Source organism: Leifsonia sp. KNZ12-8B, assembly GCF_056755495.1.
The window spans coordinates 35,623-55,005 of the sequence record NZ_JBPGXM010000004.1 but is presented as its reverse complement, the minus strand read 5'-3'; the positions used below and the strand labels follow the sequence as shown (position 1 = coordinate 55,005).

Annotated in this window: 9 protein-coding genes; 2 read left to right on the top strand and 7 right to left on the bottom strand. The window is 74.6% G+C overall.

The window, feature by feature from the left end:
- The first annotated feature begins 70 nt into the window (after positions 1–70).
- On the top strand, positions 71–2,053 hold the full coding sequence (locus ACR9ZG_RS01215; protein WP_481282994.1) for an ABC transporter ATP-binding protein: 1,983 nt from the start codon (positions 71–73) through the stop codon (positions 2,051–2,053).
- Between the two features lie 130 nt (positions 2,054–2,183).
- On the opposite strand, the gene ACR9ZG_RS01210 is transcribed toward ACR9ZG_RS01215, so the two are convergent.
- A complete protein-coding gene (locus ACR9ZG_RS01210; protein WP_481282993.1) occupies positions 2,184–4,022 on the bottom strand; it encodes a phosphoenolpyruvate carboxykinase (GTP) in 1,839 nt (612 codons plus the stop codon).
- Between the two features lie 116 nt (positions 4,023–4,138).
- Between ACR9ZG_RS01210 and ACR9ZG_RS01205 the strand changes: the two genes are divergently transcribed.
- Complete coding sequence (locus tag ACR9ZG_RS01205) at positions 4,139–5,587, top strand: helix-turn-helix domain-containing protein (RefSeq protein WP_481282992.1); 1,449 nt, start codon at positions 4,139–4,141, stop codon at positions 5,585–5,587.
- A 21-nt stretch (positions 5,588–5,608) separates the two neighbouring features.
- Here ACR9ZG_RS01205 and ACR9ZG_RS01200 read toward each other — a convergent pair whose 3' ends face one another.
- The 6 genes from ACR9ZG_RS01200 to ACR9ZG_RS01175 are packed head-to-tail and all read right to left on the bottom strand — an operon-like array spanning position 5,609 to position 19,350.
- On the bottom strand, positions 5,609–8,188 hold the full coding sequence (locus tag ACR9ZG_RS01200; protein ID WP_481282991.1) for a transglutaminase domain-containing protein: 2,580 nt from the start codon (positions 8,186–8,188) through the stop codon (positions 5,609–5,611).
- On the bottom strand, positions 8,185–9,360 hold the full coding sequence (locus ACR9ZG_RS01195; protein WP_481282990.1) for a DUF58 domain-containing protein: 1,176 nt from the start codon (positions 9,358–9,360) through the stop codon (positions 8,185–8,187). Before ACR9ZG_RS01195 ends, ACR9ZG_RS01200 begins: the two co-directional genes overlap by 4 nt.
- Positions 9,357–10,421, bottom strand: coding sequence for an AAA family ATPase (locus tag ACR9ZG_RS01190; RefSeq protein ID WP_481282989.1), 1,065 nt, complete (start codon positions 10,419–10,421; stop codon positions 9,357–9,359). Before ACR9ZG_RS01190 ends, ACR9ZG_RS01195 begins: the two co-directional genes overlap by 4 nt.
- An 18-nt stretch (positions 10,422–10,439) precedes the next feature.
- A complete protein-coding gene (locus tag ACR9ZG_RS01185; RefSeq protein ID WP_481282988.1) occupies positions 10,440–16,223 on the bottom strand; it encodes an Ig-like domain-containing protein in 5,784 nt (1,927 codons plus the stop codon).
- Positions 16,220–17,926 carry a serine/threonine-protein kinase gene (locus ACR9ZG_RS01180; protein ID WP_481282987.1) on the bottom strand — a complete coding sequence of 569 codons (1,707 nt, stop codon included), beginning with the start codon at positions 17,924–17,926 and terminating at the stop codon, positions 16,220–16,222. The genes ACR9ZG_RS01185 and ACR9ZG_RS01180 overlap by 4 nt, the downstream gene beginning before the upstream one ends.
- A complete protein-coding gene (locus ACR9ZG_RS01175; RefSeq protein ID WP_481282986.1) occupies positions 17,923–19,350 on the bottom strand; it encodes an FHA domain-containing protein in 1,428 nt (475 codons plus the stop codon). Before ACR9ZG_RS01175 ends, ACR9ZG_RS01180 begins: the two co-directional genes overlap by 4 nt.
- Between the last annotated feature and the right edge of the window lie 33 nt (positions 19,351–19,383).

Sequence of the window (19,383 nt, the reverse complement as noted above, 5' to 3'; positions counted from 1 at the left end):
GCATGCCCCGAGCGCGCCCCGTGCCCGATCTTCCAGCGAACCGGCAGCCCGGAGGCCGTACGGTCGATGCATGAGCACCACGCACTCCGCGCCCGCCCGGCGCCGCTCCCCCTTCTCCCGGCGCACCGACGACGCCGGTCCCCGCGCCCGCTTCAGCCAGCTGCTCCCCTACCTGCTCGAGCATCGCGGGGTGCTCGCGTTCGTCGTGGTGCTCAGCATCCTGGGCGCGGCGGCGAGCCTCGCGCAGCCGCTGCTGGTCAGCCAGGTCATCGACATCGTCGGCAAGGGCGAGCCGCTCGGTGGGCTGGTGTGGGGGCTCGTCGCGCTGGTCGTGATCTCGGGCCTCATCTCCGGCTACCAGCACTACCTGCTGCAGCGCAGCGGCGAGGGCGTGGTGCTGTCGTCCCGGCGCCGGCTCGTGGGGCGGATGCTGCGCCTCCCGATCAGCGAGTTCGACACGCGCCGCACCGGCGACCTGGTCTCGCGCGTCGGCTCCGACACGACACTCCTGCGGGCGGTGCTCACGCAGGGCCTGGTGGAGGCGATCGGCGGCGCCCTCACGTTCGTCGGCGCGTTGATCGCGATGCTCATCATCGACCCGGTGCTGCTCGGGCTGACGGTGCTCGTGGTCGCCGTGTCGATCGTGGTCGTCACCCTCCTCTCCGGCCGCATCCGCGTCGCGAGCCAGAAGGCGCAGACGAAGGTCGGCGATCTGGCGGCGGCGGTGGAGCGGGCCATCAGCTCGGTCCGGACCATCCGCGCCGCGAACGCCACCGAGCGCGAGATCGCGGCCGTCGACGAGGATGCGACGGGCGCCTACCGCATGGGCATCCGGGTGGCGAAGATCTCGGCGCTGGTCGTGCCCGTGGCCGGGATCGCGATGCAGGTGTCGTTCCTGGTGGTGCTGGGCGTCGGCGGCTTCCGGGTCGCCTCCGGAGACATCACGGTCGCGAACCTCGTGGCGTTCATCCTGTTCCTGTTCATGATGATCCTCCCGCTCGGGCAGGCGTTCGGCGCCATCGCCGCCGTCAACTCGGCGCTCGGCGCGCTGGGCCGCATCCAGGAGATCCTCGACCTGCCGACCGAGGACCAGCGGGACCGCGAGATCGCCCCGCTCGGCATGACGGTCGGCGCGGCGAACGAGGCTCTGGCACCGGACGCGCCCGCGATCGAGTTCGCGGACGTGCACTTCGCGTATCCGGAGCATTCGGAGGCTGCGCCGGCCGACCAGGAGGGGCGCGCCGGCGCCGCGGCCGACGCCACCCAGCCGAGTCCCGAGCGGCTGGCGTTCGAGGCCCTGACCGGGACCGACATCGTCGCCGAGGCGGAGGCCGCGGCCGGTCAGGGAGCGGAGGCGGACGGCATCCGCCCCTCCGGCGTGCTGCACGGCGTGAGCTTCACCATCCCGCGCGGCAAGCGCACGGCCCTCGTGGGGCCGTCCGGCGCGGGCAAGTCGACCATCCTGGCCCTGATCGAGCGGTTCTACGACCCGGTGTCCGGCGAGGTGCGCTTCGGCGGGACGGATGTGCGCCGCCTCGACCGCGTGGCGCTCCGCTCCCAGCTCGGTTACGTCGAGCAGGACGCGCCCGTGCTCGCCGGCTCCCTCCGCGACAACCTCACGCTGGCCGCGCCCGACGCGACCGACCCGCAGTGCGTCGACGTGCTCCACGCGGTCAATCTCACCGAGGTGCTGGAGCGCAGCGACCGCGGGCTCGACGCGCCGGTCGGGGAGGACGGCATCATGCTCTCCGGCGGCGAGCGCCAGCGCCTGGCGATCGCGCGCGCCCTGCTCGCCGCACCGCCCGTGCTGCTGCTCGACGAGTCGACGTCGAGCCTGGACGGCCGCAACGAGCAGCTGATGCGGGAGGCGATCGACGCCGTCGCCGCCGACCGCACCCTCCTCGTCATCGCCCACCGGCTCTCCACGGTGGTCGACTCCGACCAGATCGTCGTGCTCGACCACGGCCGCGTCGTCGGCGTCGGCACGCACTCCGAGCTGGTCGCCTCGACCCCGCTCTACCGCGACCTCGCGAAGCACCAGCTCCTCGTCTGACCCGCGCCACCAGCCGGGCACCGGGCAACCGCCGAGTACGCGCAGACTCTGCGTACTCGGCGGTTTGCCCGCGAATTCGGGCGTACTCGGCGGCTGCCGGGGGGTGGGCGCGGGCGGCTAGGGCTGGACGCTAGGCGCGGAGGTGGTAGCGGAGGGAGGCCAGCTCGGCGCGCAGCGCGGGCGGGACCCGCGAGCCGAACCGATCGAAGAACTCCTCGGTGAGGTCGCACTCGGCCAGCCAGCTGTCGCGGTCGACCTCGAACAGCTCGGCGAGGTCCTCCTCCGGCAGGTCGATCCCGTCGAGGTCGAGCTCGTCCACGACCGGGAGGCGCCCGATCGGCGTCGACACGGCGCCGGCACTCCCCTCCACGCGGCGCGCGATCCACTCGATCACGCGCGCGTTCTCACCGAAGCCCGGCCAGAGGAAGCGTCCGTCGTCGCCCTTGCGGAACCAGTTCACCTGGAAGACCGCGGGCGCGTTCTCGCCGAGCCGCTCCCCCAAGCGCAGCCAGTGCGCCCAGTAGTCGGCCATGTTGTAGCCGCAGAAGGGCAGCATCGCGAACGGGTCGCGGCGCAGCTCCCCGACCGTCCCCTCGGCCGCCGCCGTCTGCTCCGACGACACGGTCGCGCCGATGAAGACGCCGTGCCGCCAGTCGCGCGCCTGCGCCACGAGCGGCACATTGGTCGCGCGCCTGCCGCCGAACAGGATGGCGTCGATCGGCACGCCGTCGAAGGCGTCCCAGTCGTCGGCGATGGACGGGCACTGCGCGGCGCTCACGGTGAAGCGGGAGTTCGGATGCGCGGCCGGGCGCCCGCAGCCGGGCGTCCAGTCCCTCCCCTCCCAGTCGACCAGGTGGGCGGGCGGCTCGTCGGTCAGCCCCTCCCACCAGACGTCGCCGTCGTCGCGCAGCGCCACGTTGGTGAAGATCGTGTTGCCCCACAGCGTGCTCACGGCGGTCGCGTTGGTCTTCTCGCCCGTGCCGGGCGCGACGCCGAAGAAGCCGGCCTCCGGGTTGATCGCCCGCAGCCTCCCGTCCGGGCCCTGCCGCAGCCAGGCGATGTCGTCGCCGACCGTCTCGACGCGCCATCCGGGGATGCTCGGGCTCAGCATCGCGAGGTTCGTCTTGCCGCACGCCGACGGGAACGCCGCTGCGAAGTGGAAGACGCGTCCCTCGGGCGAGGTGACCTTCACGATGAGCATGTGCTCGGCCAGCCAGCCCTCGTCGCGCGCCATCACGGACGCGATCCGCAGAGCGAAGCACTTCTTCGCGAGGATGGCGTTGCCGCCGTACCCGGAGCCGTACGACCAGATCTCCCGCGTCTCGGGGAACTGCACGATGTACTTGGTGTCGTTGCACGGCCAGGCGACGTCGTCGTGCCGCACGCCGTCCGCGCCGACGAGCGGAGCGCCGACGCTGTGCACCGTCCGCACCCACGGCGCGCCCGCCTCGATGAGCGACACGACCGCCGACGAGACCCTGGTCATCATCCCGAGGCTCACGGCGACGTAGGCGGAGTCGGTGACCTGCACGCCGACCTGCGACAGCGGGCCGCCGAGCGGCCCCATCGAGAACGGGACCACGTACATCGTGCGACCGCGCATGCTTCCGGCGAAGACGTCGCGCAGCTCGGCGCGCATCCCTTCCGGCTCACGCCAGTTGTTGGTGGGGCCGGCGTCGTCGGCGTCCTCGGAGCAGATGAAGGTGCGGTCCTCGACCCGGGCGACATCACCGGGGTCGGTGCGCGCGAGGAAGCTGTTCGGGCGCCATTCGGGGTTGAGCCGGATGAGCTTGCCCTCCGCGACGAGCTGCTTGGTGAGCCGGTCCGCCTCGGCGGGCGAGCCGTCGCACCAGACGACCTGGTCGGGGAGGGTGAGGGCGGCGATGTCGTCCACCCAGGCGGAGAGGGCCTCCAGGCCGCCGGGGGCGTCGTCGTCGAGGTCGGTCGGGCGGAGGTCGGCGATCGTCATTCCGGGGGTCCTCTCGTCGTGAAGAATCGGTGTGGAACCCAGCATCCGTGAGTTTCCACCCCTCTCGTCCTAGAATGTGCTCGAAAGAATCGTGATTCTTTCGCTATCGTGAACGCATGGACACCGACACCGCCGTCGCCGACGCCGCCACCCTCGGGCACCGCCTGCGGCACTTCCGCGCCCGCCGCGGACTCACCCTGGACGAGCTGGGCGCCGCGGTCGGCGTCGCCCCGAGCCAGCTCTCGCTGATCGAGAACGGCAAGCGCGAGCCGCGCGTCACCCTCCTCACGACCCTCGCCCGCGAGCTCGGCGTCACGCTCGCCGACCTGCTCTCGGCCGAGCCGCCCGACGAGCGGTCGGCCCTCGAGCTGGAGCTGGCCCGCGTCCAGCGCGGCCCCCTCTACAGCTCGCTCGGCCTGCCGCCGGTCAAGCCCACCAAGGGCACACCGACAGAGACGCTGGAGGCGCTGGTGGGCCTCCACCGCGAGCTCGCCCGCCGCGCGACCGAGGCCATCGCGACCCCCGAGGAGGCCCGGCGCGCCAACACCGAGCTCCGCGAGCGGATGCGCGCCCAGGACAACTACATCCCCGAGATCGAGCAGCTCGCGGAGGAGCGGGTGCGCGCCTCCGGCCACGTGCGCGGCGCACTCACCCATCGCGAGGTGAGCGTCATGGCCGAGCAGCTCGGCTTCGAGCTCATCTACGCCGGCGACCTCCCGCGCTCGACCCGCTCCATCACCGACCTCGCCAACGGGCGCATCTACCTTCCGCCCGCGTCGATCCCGGGCGGCCACGGCCTCCGCTCGATGGCGCTCCAGGCGATGGCGCACCGCTTGCTGGGGCACGAGCGTCCCGCGAGCTACGCCGACTTCCTCCGGCAGCGGCTCGAGATCAACTACTACGCGGCGTGCTGCCTGATGCCGCGGGAGGCCGCTGTCGCCTTCCTGCAGCAGGCGAAGCGCGACAAGGACATCGCCGTGGAGGACTTCCGCGACGCGTTCGGTGTCACGCACGAAGCCGCGGCGCTGCGCCTGACGAACCTGGCGACGAGCCACCTCGACATGACGCTGCACTTCCTGCGCGTCGGCGACGACGGCGCGCTCTACAAGGGGTACGAGAACGACGGCCTGCCGCTGCCGACGGACGTCACCGGCTCGATCGAGGGCCAGATCGTGTGCCGCAAGTGGGGCGCCCGCAGCGCCTTCACCCACACCAACCGGACGACGGAGCTGTACCAGTACACCGACACCCCGGCCGGCACGTACTGGTGCGCCACCCAGACCGGAAGCACGGCGGAGGGCGGCTTCTCGATCACGGTCGGGGTGCCGTTCGACCAGGCGAAGTGGTTCCGCGGGCGCGAGACCACGGCGCGGGCGGAGTCGCGCTGCCCGGACGAGTCGTGCTGCAAGCGCCCGGCCGCCGACCTCTCCGGACGCTGGGCCGGGCGGGCGTGGCCCAGCGCGCGGCTGCACGCGCACATCCTTTCGCCGCTGCCGTCGGGATCCTTTCCCGGCGTGGACGACACGGAGGTCTACGCGTTCCTGGAGGCGCACTCGGCCTCCTGAGGCCGTGGCGCCCGCCCCGCCTCACGACCCACCGCGACGCGTTCCACGCCACCACCGCCGCGCCGGCCGTCCCCGCCGCGCCAGCCGTCCCTGCCGTCCCGGCCGCCGCAGCGACCGCAGCGAGAACCGCGCCCGCAGCCGTCGCCGCCACCCGGAGCCGGCAGCGACCTCCGCCCGCAGCTCGTCCACGATCGCCCAGAAGCGCTCGGCCTCCTCGGCCCCGGTGCCGCCCTCACCGAACACCGCCGTGTCGGCGCGGTCGGCGAGCTCTTCGACCCTGGCCGCTCCGGCCTGCGGCCAGCGCGCCGACAGCGCCTCCGCCTTCTCCGCGCGTGTCGCCGTGCGGCCGAGCACGAGGCCGTGGTCGGACGCGAGGGCCAGCACCTCGTCCCATCCGCCGGTGACGCGCTGCAGCGGTTCCGGCGCGCGTCGACGACGGCGTCGCCGGGACGTCTTGGCGATCAGGATGGCGGCGAACGGTGCGATGAGCGCCAGCAGTCCCAGCGCGGAGCCGCCCGCGACCAGCGCCGCGGGACGCCAGTCTGCGGCCTCGCGGGGAGTCTTCGCGTCGTCCGTGGGCGGCGTCTGCGCCCGGGTGTCCGGCGCCTGCGTCGGCTCGGGCTGACGCGGCGGCACCTGCTCGGCACGCGTCGTGGGTTCGGGCGTCGGCTGCGGCGCCGCACTGTCCGGGCGCTTGCTCTCGGGCGGGGTCGGCGTGAACGGGACCCAGCCGTACCCGCGCAGGTCGACCTCCACCCAGGCGGCGATGTCGCGCCCCGTGAAGGTGGTCGTGCGCGTCGGAGAGCCGCCCCTCGCCGTCGCGGAGGCCGTCGCGGCATCCCCGTCCGCCGGCACGCGGAACCCCAGCACAACTCGGGCGGGCAGTCCGAGCTCATGCGCGATCAGGGCCATCGCCGAGGCGTACTGCTCGTCGTCGCCGACCATCACATCGCCGGTGAGGAAGGTGGACATGCGCTCCGCCCCGTGACCGGACAGCGACGGATAGTCGCCGTCGCCCACCAGCCCGTGACTGAAGTAGCCCCGGCTGGACAGCTCGCCCGCGATCCGCTGGGCCAGCGCCCCACCGGTCGCCGCGCGACCCGCGGCCTGCGCGCCGTCAGCAGCCTTCGCCCCGCCCGCCGCGGGGCCGTCCGCCTCCGCACCGGCACGCGTCATCGATGCGGCGGCCTCCGCGATGGCGGGAGGGGCTCCGTTCACGACGGCGAGGGACGAGGCTGCTGCGACCGCCTTCGCGAGCTGCGCGTCGGTCGGCCGCGGCGTCCACCGCGCGTCGAGCGTGTACTGCATCCCCCGCTCGAGCCCGCCCGGGAGGATCGCCGTCCCGGTGGCCGCATCGGCCTGCAGCCCGGGGAGGGTCGTCCCCTGCCCGCTCCGGATGGCCGTCGGCTCACCGACCGTGGGCACCCAGACGCCGCCCAGCGCCCCGATGGTGACCGAGACCTCCGCGCCCGTCCCCCGGCCCGCGTCGTCCGCGGTCGCCGGTGCTCCGGAGACACGGCCGTCGGTCGAGACGCGGCGGAACCGGCCACCGTTCGCCCCGCCATCACCCGTCGTGCTGGCCGCCGCCGATCCGTCGCCGGCCGCCTCCGCACCGTCCTGCACCCCGTCAGCGGACACGTTCCACACCAGCCCGTCGTAGGCGTCCATCGTCGCCAGCCGCACGGGCGCGCCCGCCGGGAGCCCGGAGACCGTCAGCATGGCCTGGTCGCCGTCCTTGACGAAGCGGCGGAAGGCGCTCAGCGGGCTCGGCAGGTCCGACAGGTCGACGGGAGGCTGCACCTGCTCGCGCACCTGCAGCCGGTCGGCGCGCACTGCCACGGGAGCGGCCGCGCCCCCGGCCGCGAGCGCCGCCACGACCAGCACGAGCGCGAGCGGCCGTCGCGTGCGCAGCCTCCCGGCGCGCCATGCGGCCCAGAAGGCGAGCAGGGCGGTCATCCCGACGCCGACGCCCACGGCGGCCAGCGAGCGGTCGGACGCGAACACCAGCGCGAGCACCAGGACCGCGACAGGCACGAGGGCGGCGGCCTGCGCCCGCCGGGCGCCCGACGCACGCGCGGCGATCGAGCAGGCGGCGAACGCGCCGACCAGCGCGATGACGAACGCGGCGATCAGCGCCTCCCCGTCCGCGCCGAGCGGGGCGGGCAGTGTCAGCACCCGGCTCCAGGTCGTCACGGGTCCGCGCGCGAGCACGGCGAGGGTGGCGGCGGTGGGCACGACGTCCGCGACCGCCCCCGCCACCCGGCACAGCGCGGTCCCGGCGACGGCGTACCCGACGACCAGGCACAGCAGCGACACGGTGAGCGGGAGGCGCGGTGCGGTGGAGGCGGCGATCACCGCGCCCAGCAGCGCCCCTCCCACGATCGCCGGCGCGGCGGCGATGCCGCCGTAGACGGGGACGAGCGGGCCGCACGCCGCCATGACGGCGACCGCGAGCACCGCAGCGTCGACGAGGCGCAGAGCCGCTGCACGACCGGTCGCCGGGCGCGTCGCCCACGTCGTCGCCCGACCGTTCGCCGGGCGCGTCGCCCGGCGCGTCGCCCGGCCCGGGGCCCGACCGGTCGCCCGGTCGCCGCGGCTCATCGTGCACCCCCCGACGTCAGGGCGAGCGGGAGGTCCGTCAACCGGCCCAGAGTCCGGTACCCGGTGCGTCCCTGCGCGGCGGACCGGACGGCGACACCCTCGCGGCACGCCAGCACGGTCACCGGGGCGGGATGCCCCAGACGGGAGGCGAGCGAGAACACGGTGCGCCGCTCCACCCGGCTGCCCGTGACGACGACGACCGCCGTCGCGCCGGGCGCTCCGTCGCGGATCGTCCGCAGCAGCGGGGCGAGCCCGCCCTCATCGCCCCCGTCCGCCGCGGCGGCGGAGTCGAGCAGCCGCTCCTCCCCCGGCCGTCCGAGCGCCGCCATCCCGGTGAAGACGGCGTCGAGCGTCCCTCCGCGCACGGCGCCGACACCGATGGAGGCGAAGGCGGACACGGCCAGCTCGAAGTCGGCCGGCGACGTGTACTCCGCCTCGTCGAGCGACAGCCCGACGGCGAGCCGGGTGCGCCGGAGGTCCTCGTACTGCCGCACCATCAGGCTGCCAAGACGGGCGCTGGCGCGCCAGTGCACGCTGCGGCGGTCGTCGCCGGGGACGTACTCGCGCAGGGCGTGGAAGCTCAGACCGCTGTCGGCCACGTCGCCAGTGGCGTCGCCCTCGAGGTCGCGCAGCCGACCGCTCTCGAGCAGCGGCAGGCGAACCGTCCGGGGGTGGACGTGGATGACCTCCGGCTCCGTCCAGGTCACCGTGCGCTGCAGCAGGCCCAGCGGGTCACCGCGCCGCGAGACGACCGGCCCCACGAGCACCACGCCCCGGCGCGCCGTCGGCACGATGAACGACTCGTCGAACTCCTGCGCGGGCGACAGCCCCGGCAGCTCGAAGTCGGCGGCGTTCGCGCCCACCGGGAGGGTGAGGAGGGTCGGCGCCGACCGCCGGGTGCCGGTCGCGATCACGACGACGCGGCCGATCGCCCGCTCGCCGACCCGCACGCGGGAGCGGGTCAGGTCGACGCGCACGTCGTACGCCGACCTCCCGATCGTCATCAGCGCGCCGGTGCCGAGCAGGGCGAGGAGTGCGAGCCCCGGCACGACCAGCTCCACCCATCCGGCGATGAGGCCGCCCCCGACGAGGACGACGGCGAGCGCGAGCGTCACCGCTCCGGCCGCGCCGATGGCCCTGGCGCGCCCGGGGCGGGGATCCTGGGCCGTCACGCCGCCCGCTCGGCCGGGGGCACGGCGGCCTCGACGGCGTCGCGCACGACCGCGTCGGCCGTCGCCCCTGAGAACTCCGCGTCCGGATCGAGGATGAGGCGGTGGGCGAGCACCGGCCCCGCCAGCGCCTTCACGTCGTCGGGGAGCACATGACCACGGCCGCGTGACGCCGCCAGCGCCTTCGCGCAGCGAACCAGCGCGAGCGCGCCGCGCATGCTGACCCCGAGCCGCACCCGCGGGTCCTCACGCATCGCGTCGCAGATCGTCAGGATGTACTCGAGCACCGACGGATCCACGTGCACGCCGGCCGCGATGGCGATCATCCTCGACACGTCCTCCACCCGCAGCACCGGCTCGACGCCGGCGGCCGAGCGCCCGCGCACCGCGGAGCCGGACAGGATGGCGAGGGCCGCGGTCCGGTCGGGGTGGCCGAGCGACAGCTTCATGAGGAAGCGGTCGAGCTGCGCCTCCGGCAGCGGGTACGTGCCCGCCTGCTCGACCGGGTTCTGGGTCGCGATCACGACGAACGGCGCCGGCGCCGCGTACGTCTCGCCGTCGACGGTCACCTGGCCCTCCTCCATCACCTCGAGGAGGGCGGCCTGGGTCTTCGGCGACGCCCGGTTGATCTCGTCCGCGAGCAGCACGTTCGCGAACACGGGGCCGGGGTGGAAGACGAACTGCTGCTCGCGCTGGTCGAAGATCGTGACCCCGACGACGTCCGCCGGCAGCAGGTCGGGGGTGAACTGGATGCGCTGGTGCTCCCCCGCGATGCTCGCCGCCACGCTCTTCGCCAGCGACGTCTTGCCCGTCCCCGGGGTGTCCTCCAGCAGGATGTGGCCCTCGGCGATCATCGCGGTCACCACCAGGGCGACCTCCTCCTCCTTGCCGAGCACGACGCCGCCGACGCTGTCGACGAGGCGCCGGAAGGCGGAGGAGAACCATTCGCGATCCGGGAGGCTCGCGGACGGGAGGCTCGCGGACGGGAGGCTCGCGGACGGGAGGTCGGTGACGACCGGCTCGGCGGCGGTCGGGTCATCGACGATCAGGTCATCGGAGGTCATGGCTGTCGGCCTTTCGGGTCACGGGAGGATGGAGGTGGAGGTGGGGCCGGTGCCCGCGGAGGTGACGGCACGCAGGGTGAGCGTGATCGCGGCGGCGGGGGCCGCCGGCACATCGAACGCGAGGCCGACCGCGTTGGTCCACGGCCCCGATCCGACGCGGTACTGCACGGTGCCGCCCGTCCCGCCGTTCCACACCGGCTCGGCGACGGACACGTGGTAGACGCCGCGGTCCGCGTCGTACGTCCCCTGTGCGCCCGTGACCGCGTCGGGCAGCGTCACGACGGTCACGGACGCGATGGTGGAGGCGGGCCCGCAGGCGTCTCCGGCGTTGCAGGCCGCGATGCTCACGCTGTACGTGCCCGCCGGGAGGCCGGCGACCGTCGCGGAGACGGCCGAGCCGGTCGCCCGCTGGCTGCGCTGCACCCCGTTCTGGCCGGCGACGTCCAACCGGTAGCCGTCGAGCGCCACGCCGCCGGTGTCGGTGGGCTGCCGCCAGCTCGCCGTGATCGAGCCCTGCCCCGGCGAGGCGCTGGGAGCGCCCGCGGCGGCGGCGAAGAGGGTCACCTTGCCCGGCGTGCCCCAGGTGCTCGCGCTCACCGGATCGGAGCTGGTGGAGCCGACCCGGTTCGTGGCCACGACCGTGAAGCTGTAGCGCGCGCCGTTCTGCAGCGAGCCAACGACCACCGAGCCGCCCGCCCCGCCCAGCGCGACACCGCTCTGCGCGCCGTTGACGAGGAGGGCGTACGTCTCCGGGGCGCCGTTGTACGCTCCCGGCGCCCAGTCGACGCGGAACGCCCCGCCGGACGGCTGCTCCACCCGCGCGACCGACAGCGTCGGCTTGCCCGGCGCGCCCGCCGGGGTGGCCGGGGCGGAGGCCGCGCTCCACGGTCCCGGCGTCCCCGACCGGTTCCGCGCGGACACCGTCACCGTGTAGGCGACGCCGTTCTGCAGGCCGCCGATGGTGTACGAGGTCGCCCAGCCGTCGACCGTGATCAGGCCGTTGGCCGTGCCGGCGGGAGCCGGGGAGACGAGGAGCGCATATCCGGTGAGCGGCGTCCCCGGGTTGTTCGGCGCGCCCCAGCGGGCGGTCGCCGAGCCGTCGCCCGCGCTCAGGGACACCGAGGGGACGGCGCCGGGTGCGGCGTCTAGCGTGACCGGCGCCGACGGCGCACTCACCGCGGACCAGCCGGCGGCGTTGCGCGCCTGGACCGTGAACGTGTAGTCCCGGCCCAGCGGCAAGTCCGTCAGGGAGGCCTGGGTCGCCCGGCCGTCCACCGTCCTGGCGATCCCGCCCGGGCCCGTGAGCCGGTACTCCTCGATCGGAGAGCCGTTGTTCGCCGGGGCCGTCCAGCGCACGGTCAGCGCGCCGGTCGCGGCGGATTCCAGGGTCGGGGCGGCCGGGGTGGACGGCTTGCCCCGCACGGTGATGCGGATTGTGCCGCGCACGTCCCGCGACGGGTCGCCGGTCGCGTCGCGCACCGTGAACGCGGCCGTCAGCCTCCCGGTGAAGCCGGAGGCCGTCGTGACCGTGACGCGGCCGCCGTCGACGGCGGCGCGGCCGCCGCCCGGTGTCTCGACGGTCGCCGAGACGACCCGGAGCGGTGTGGACGGGAAGGGGTTGAGCGCGCCGTCGAGGACGTTCACCGTGTACGACTCCCCCTCCGCTCCGTTCAGCTCGACGTCGCGCACGGAGGCGAGACGCGCGGTGCTCTTCACGACGGTGACGGTGATCGTGCCGTCGACCGGGCGGTCCCCGCCGTAGCTCACGTCGACGTGCAGGGTGGCGGTGCTACCGGGCCTGGCGTCAGCGGCGGCCGACACCGTGAGCGCGCGGCCGGTGATCGAGGCGGCCAGCCCGTCCGGCGTCGGCCCGGAGAGCCGGTAGCCGAGTGCGCTCCGCGGGCCGGCCGTCTCGGTCAGCGCTCCGAGGTCGACGCGCACCGGGTCCTCGCCGGGCGCGACGCGCACGCCGCCCGGCGTGAACCGCGGCTGGACGATGCCCGACGGACGCACGGTGATGGGGAGCGTGAGGAGCCTGGTCGCCGCCTTCGGGTCGGCGGCGCCCGTGCCGTCGCTCACGAGGAACGTGATGGAGGCCGGACCGGCGTAGTCGAGGGCCGACCGGTAGACGAGGGTGCCCTCGTCCTGCACGAGCGAGGACCCGTCCGCCTTCGTCGCCGACACCGTCGCCGGGTCGAAGACCCGCGGCCGGTGGCCGGGACGCACGCTGACGTAGCGGTCGAGCGGGATCGAGAGCCGCTCACCCGCGAGCACGGACAACGGCTTCGCGTCCGCGCGCACCGCGGGGACGGCACTCTCCTTGGCCGGGACGACGACGAACGCGTACGAGGTCGCCTCGCCGTCCGCGGCGGTCGCGTTGGAGACGGCCACGGCGGCCACGCGCGGGCGGTCGCCCAGGGTGACGGTCACCCTCCCGTCGCGGGACGACGTCGCGTAGGCGCGGGCGGACGGATGCACCGCGACCCGGAGGTCGCTCGCCGGCCCGACGGGGTTCTCCGCGGCCGCCAGCACGTCGGCCACCACGCTGCTCCGGCCCGCGGCCTCCGCGGCGGGGATCACGACGTCGTGGACGACGGGAGGCAGGATCGGCGCGTCCGTCGCGACGTGCACGGCGAGCGTGGCGGTCGCTCGGCCTCCGATCCGGTCGCTGACGCTGTAGCCGATCAGGTGGTCCCCCTCCGCGGCGGGCGCGGTGAATCGGATGCGGCTCCCCGCCACCCGGGCGGCGAGTCCGTCGTCGGTCGTCAGCCGGTCGCCGAGGACGAGCGACGTGCCCGGTCCGGCGGCGTCGTTGTCGAGCACCGGGACGGCCACGGTCACGCCCGGCCGGACGGCGACCGTGTCGTCGACCGCGACCACGTGGGAGGCGGCGACGGCCGGCACGATGCCCACGCGGACGGACGCCGTCGCGCGGTGCCCGGCCGCATCCTCCACGAGATAGCGGAAGACGTCGGTCCCCGCCTCTCCGGGGAGCGCCTCGTAATCCAGGGTGCCGGGCCCGACGGCGGTGATCCGCCCCTTCGTGGGCGCGGAGTCGGCGCCCACCAGCGTGACCTCGTCGCCGTCGCGGTCGATCCCGGTGAGGGGGACGGCGATGGTCGTCCTCCCGCCCTCCTGGACACGGGCGACCACGTCCTGCGGTGTGGGCACGGCGTTCGCGGCGGGGTCCGCGTCGTGAACCGTGATGGTGACCCTGCCGGAGGCGGAGTTCCCCTCGGCGTCGGTCACCGCGAACACGGCGGTCACCGTCGCCGGCTGCAGCGGCGCCTGGTACCGGAGCACGTCGCCGGAGACGAACAGGAGCCCCTGGTCGGCCGCCGGCGCCTCGACCAGCGTGTCGTCGAGGTGGAGCTCTCCCCCGGCGGGCGAGCGCGCTCCGGCGAGCGCCGGAATGGTCACGATGCCGCCGGCGGCGACGGTGGCAGACACGTCGGGGACGATCGGCGGCCGTGCCGCGATCCCCGCCGGATACGGGAGGACGTGGATCTCACCGACCGCGGTCGCGGCGCCGTCCGACACGGTGTAGCGGAGGGTCGCGGGCGCCGTCAGCGCTTCACCGGCCGACACCCGGACCCGGGCGCCGTCCTCGACGACAGCCGCCACCCGTGCGCCATCCGCCGCCTCCACCGACTGGACCACGAGCACCGCTCCGGCCGGATCGTCGTCGTTGGCCAGCGGGTCCACCTCGGCCTCGCCGTCGAGCGGCAGCACGACGACATCCACCGCCGTGCGGGGCGTCGCATCAGCGGGTGCGGCGCGAACGTCGACGCGGACGACGCCGGTCGCCTGCTGGGGTGCGGCCACAACCGTGATGGGGACCTCGTACGAGCCGGGCTGCTCCGCGGAGAACGTGAACGTGCCGCCGTCGAGGTCGGGCGTCACCGTCGCGCCCGCCACGGCTTCCACGCCCGCCAGCCGGGCCGGCGTCGCGCTCACGGAACGCACGGCGTCCAGCGGGGCGACCCGCACCTGCTGTCCCGCGTCGGCGGTGACCAGCGTCGGCAGGATCGTGGGCGCGACGGAGCCCGCCTCGCGCACGTCCATGTCGATGGCCGCGGTCGTCGTGTCGCGGCCGTCGGTGACCGTGACGTCGATGCGGTGGCGGCCGACCGGTGCTCCGGATGCCCGGAACGTCAGCGTCCCGGCCGGTGTCGTCTCGACGGTGCCCGTGCCGTCCTCGCTGCGGGCATCGACGAGGACGAGGTCGTCGCCGTCCGGATCGGAGAAGCGAGCGAGCGCATCGACGCTGACCGCGGCGTCCGCGCCCACCGGCACGGAGGAGGCGTCGGTCTGCTCGGGGGCGGTGTTGCGTTCGTCCGCGTGAGTCGTCAGCGTGAGCGTCGACCGCACGGGCTCCGAGCCAGGCCGCCCATCCGAGACGGTGTAGGCGACCGTGACGCTTCCGGTCGCGCCCGGCTCGACCGCGACCTGGAGCTCGCGACCCCCGTAGACCGGGACGATGCTGCCGAAGGAGGCGGGCGGCTGCTCCACGTCGGCGACGGCGAGCACGCCGCATCCCGCCGCGTGATCGTTGCCGAGCACCGGGAGCAGCCGGGCACGGCCGGGGCGCACGCCGAAATCGTCCGGTGTCACCGTGGGCGCCGCCGCCTGGTCGTCGCAGCGCGGCGCGCCCTGGTCGGCCTGCTCGGCCTGATCGTCGCGCTGCTCGTCGCCCGTGTCGTCGTCGTTCGCCACGCCGCCCCAGTCGGGCCGGCGGACCTCGGTGTCCTGCTGCGGCTCCCACAGCCTCCCGGAGGCGGTGTCGTTGAGGACCACGGCGTCGTGGTTCACACGGAAGACGAGCGGCGTGCCCTCCGCGAGGCCGGTCAGCGTCTGTCGGACGGGCTTCTTCGCGTCGCACGCGATGAGGCTGTTCGAGACGCTGGTCGCCCACGCGCCCAGGACGCAGCCGCCGACGACCACGGGTGCGGCGGGCGCGCCCACGCCGCGCGGCTTCAGCGTCGTGACGCGGTGCGATCCGACCGCCACCTCGAGCAGGGCGGTCGGCGTGGCCACCACGAGCGTGTCGCGGGCCGGCCCCGGCTGCTGCAGCACCAGGTCGCGCCCGTAGGCGGAGAGGTCCACCGAACCCGACGTACCGCTCAGCGTGGAGCCGCGCAGCACGTAGAGGTCGTCGCCGACGGTGGTCGCGGTCGCCGTGCCATGTGGCTCTCCCTTCGCGGGCGCCGCCAGGGAGCCGATCGTGCGATGGGAGGTGCCGTCCGCGGCGACGTCGATGCGGGTCACCCGGCCGTTCGCGCCGGCGGCGAGGATCGCGCCGCTGCGCGCGGTCACGGCGACCGCACCCTTCCCGAGCCGCAGATCGGGTCGTTCGGTCCGCGTGTCCAGCCCGGAGAGAGCGGAGGCGGCACGTGCCCAGACGGCGCCGGTCGCCGGGTCGAGGATGGACGCGACCCCCGCGGCGGCGCTCACCAGGGCGTCCGCGGGGAGGAGCACCGGCGCCGACGCCGACACGGTCGCCGGATCCAGCACGGCGACCGTGTTCGCCTGCGTGACGAGGACCATCGACCCGTCCTGAACGACGTCGAAGGGGGTGCCGGTAGCCACGACGGCGCCGTCGAGCTCCTCGACCAGATGGTTGTAGCGCCCCACCTTCATCGAGCTCGTGTCGGTGAGCCACACGCCGGCGTCGTTCGAATCGACCTGCGCGACCGGCGCGCCCGGGTTCACGACGGCGAACGCCGTCAGCGCGAGGAGCACCGCGACCACGACGCCCGCGAGCACGGAGCGGCGCGCACCGCGACGGACCGCCGCCCTCATTCCGCGCAGGCCCGGGCCGGCTCGACGGAGGCCCGCCGATCCTTGCGGACGATGGAGACGTCGACGCAGATCTGCCCCTCCGTCGCGGAGGCGGCGGGGATGGTGAGCGATGGCTGCCCGACGAGCTGGAAGCCGGCGGCCACCCCCGTCCCGGAGATGCCCCACAGATACTGGTCGCCCTCCTTCGGATCGGGATTGCTCCAGGAGAACACCGCGGAGCCGTCCGGCATCTTCTTGCCGGTCAGGCCCTTGGGACTGGGCACGGCGTCGGCCGACAGCTCGGCGTCCGTCGGATCGGCCGACGGCGCAGCGCCGGACGCGTCCGACCCGCCGGACGCCCCTCCGACGGCCGACGAGACGGCGTTGTACGCGACGAGCCCGCCGGCGGCGAGCAGGATGACCGCCGCCGCGCCGAGGATGATGAGGCGCACCGGACGGCGGCGGCCGGCTTCGGAGTCGTGGGTGGAGGGGCGACGCCTCTTCTTCTTCCCGCGCGCGGGCTGCGCCGCCGTGTCGGTCCCTTCCGCGGTCGGAGGGGCCGCGGGCCGGTCGCCGCGCACCGCGACGCGCGTGACCTCGTCGACAGGCGAGGGGGACGGCGAAGCGGACGGCGAGGCGGACGGTCGGAGGGTCCCGGCGGAGCCGGGCCGGACGACGGCCCTCGTCACCTCGTCCACCGGGCTCACCGTGGGGGTGACGGCCGTCTGGGGATGCCGCTCCTCCTCGTCCGGCCGGATCTGGACCACCGGACGGATGCGCCCCTCGTGCAGCGCTCCGGCGGACGCAGCGGCGTCGGCGGCCCGCGCCACGGGGGCCGACGGCTGCACGGTGGAGAGGTCGGAGACCTCCATCGCCGTCTGCTGAAAGCCGCACGCCGTCTCGATGCGCTGCAGGGCGCGCCCCAGTGCCATCACCGAGTTGGGGCGCTCGTGGGGGGCCTTCGCCATGGTGGCGCGCAGGAGCGCCTCCAGCCGGTCGGGGACGTCGGGTCGGCCGGTCGGCTGGAGCGGCGCCGACTCGATCCGCGCCATCAGCTCCGCGGAGGAGTTGGACCCGCCGACGACCTCGAACGGCGACCGGCCGGCGAGGAGGGAGTAGAGGGTGGCGCCGAGGGAGAAGACGTCGCTGCGCACGTCGAACGGGGCGTCGTCGGTGAACAGCTCGGGCGGGGCCCACGGCACACTCAGTCCGCCGGCGGCGGGTTCGCTCCCGGCGACGGTCGCGATGCCGAAGTCCGTGAGCGCCGGCCAGCCGAAATTGGTGACCAGGATGTTGGCGGGCTTGATGTCGCGGTGCAGGATCCTCGCGCGGTGCGCCGTCTCGAGCGCGCCGGCGAGGCGCACACCGACCCGCAGCACCTCGTCGAGCGGGATGCGGACCTGGCGGAACCGCGCTCCGTAGCCCTCGCGCGGACAGTACTCCATGACGATGTAGGGGCGTCCGTCGCCGGCCACCCCGGCCTGATGGATGGTGACGATCGAGGGATGCTGAGACAGCCGCGCCATCACGTTCGCCTCGACCTCGAACTGCTCGCGGACGCCGGGGGCGAGTGCGCCGTCGTTGAGCACCTTCACGGCGACCATGCGCTGCGGGAGTCGCTGCTCGTAGAGGAAGACGTCGGCGAAGCCGCCGGAGCCGAGGACGCCCCGGTACTCGTAGCCGTCGAGCGCAGGGGGCGGAGTGGTGCTCCGCGGAGGAGTCACCTCGCCGCCTCGAGCGTCGCGATGGAGCCGTCTCCGAGATCGAGGCTCGTGCCGAGCGTGACCCTGGCCCGCTCGCCCGCGCCCAGCCGGTACGGCTGCGATCCGGCCGGGACGACCATGGTGCCGTTGCGTGAGCCGAGGTCGGTCGCGAAGATCTCGCCCGCTGCCCGCTCGATCAGGAGGTGCGTGCGGGAGACCTCGTCGGAGGCGCGGATGAACGGGACGAGCCGCGGATTGATCACGTCAGGAACCGCGGACTGCTGCGGTGCGCGGCCGAGCACGACCGGCCGGTCGAGGGCGACCACGCTGCCGCTGGAGAGGACCAGGGTCATCGTGCCGAACGAGCCGGACTCGGCGCGCGGAAGCGAGCCCGCGGGGGCCTGCGATGCCGGGCCGGCGGCCTGCTGCGGCTGTGAGAGGCCGCGGGCATAGCCTCCCGGCCCGGGCGCGATCGGCTGCGAGACACCCGCGTCGGGAGCGAATGCCGCGGCCGTCTGCGGGCTGGACGTGCCGAAGGCCGTCGGTGCGGCGACGGCGTCGTTCCACGCGGTGGCGGGAGAGACGGCTGCGGGAGGGACGGCTGCGGACGGGGGCTCGGCGACCCAACGACTGCCGGCGTCGACGTACTCGTCGATGTACGGCGGGCCGGAGCGCTCGTCGAGCGCGACCGGCATGGCCTGGCCGGGCCCGGTCGGCACGCCGGTGGACGCCGGGGCCGGCAGCTGCGCGTACGGAAGCGAGTGGGACGGCACCGAATGCTGCGGCACCGAATGCTGCGGCACCGAATGGGACGGCACAGAGTGCTGCGGCACGGCGCCGTGCGCCGACGGCGCCGCCACGACCGGCGGGGCCATCCGCGTCTCCTCGGCGACGGCGGCCCGCAGCCGCGCCTCCTGAGCGCTGACCGCCTGCGTGGCGGAAACGGCGGACACGGCGGGCGCTGCTGCAGCGGCCTCGGCGGCGGCCATGGCGGCGCGCGCGTGCTCGGTGACGGGGAGGAAGGCGCACTCACCGGCGACGATGCCGCCTTCCAGCGGGTACACGTCGCCCTGCTCGGGGACCGCGGCGGCGAAGCGGAGGATGAAGCCGTCCGCCTCCTCGATGGTGCTCTCGGACCACGTCAGCACGCCGGGCGCGTCGACCGTCCAGGTCTCTTCGAGGGTCAGGACGTCGACGTGCGCATCGCCACGGACGAGGATGTGCCAGTGCTTCTCACCCTCGGTGACGACGGCGAGGGACGCCACCGACGACATGTCGATGTCGAGGACCGACTGCATCACCCGCGTCGCGTCGAGCCCGCCGTCGTTCACCGCCGCGTAGAGCTGCGCCACGATCGCGCTCGGCGTGCGAGCGTCGCAGAGAGCCACCATGTCGCCGGAGGCGATGACGTAGTGCTCGCCCCTCAGATACTCGATCGCCGGCATCGCATCGAACTCCCCATCCGCCGGGCGCGCGCT

Excerpts from the sequence above, each read along its gene's own strand:
- ACR9ZG_RS01190 (WP_481282989.1), bottom strand. The coding sequence starts at position 10,421 with ATGACCTCCGATGACCTGATCGTCGATGACCCGACCGCCGCCGAGCCG.
- ACR9ZG_RS01205 (WP_481282992.1), top strand. The coding sequence starts at position 4,139 with ATGGACACCGACACCGCCGTCGCCGACGCCGCCACCCTCGGGCACCGC.
- ACR9ZG_RS01200 (WP_481282991.1), bottom strand. The coding sequence starts at position 8,188 with ATGAGCCGCGGCGACCGGGCGACCGGTCGGGCCCCGGGCCGGGCGACG.
- ACR9ZG_RS01175 (WP_481282986.1), bottom strand. The coding sequence starts at position 19,350 with ATGCCGGCGATCGAGTATCTGAGGGGCGAGCACTACGTCATCGCCTCC.
- ACR9ZG_RS01210 (WP_481282993.1), bottom strand. The coding sequence starts at position 4,022 with ATGACGATCGCCGACCTCCGCCCGACCGACCTCGACGACGACGCCCCC.
- ACR9ZG_RS01215 (WP_481282994.1), top strand. The coding sequence starts at position 71 with ATGAGCACCACGCACTCCGCGCCCGCCCGGCGCCGCTCCCCCTTCTCC.
- ACR9ZG_RS01185 (WP_481282988.1), bottom strand. The coding sequence starts at position 16,223 with ATGAGGGCGGCGGTCCGTCGCGGTGCGCGCCGCTCCGTGCTCGCGGGC.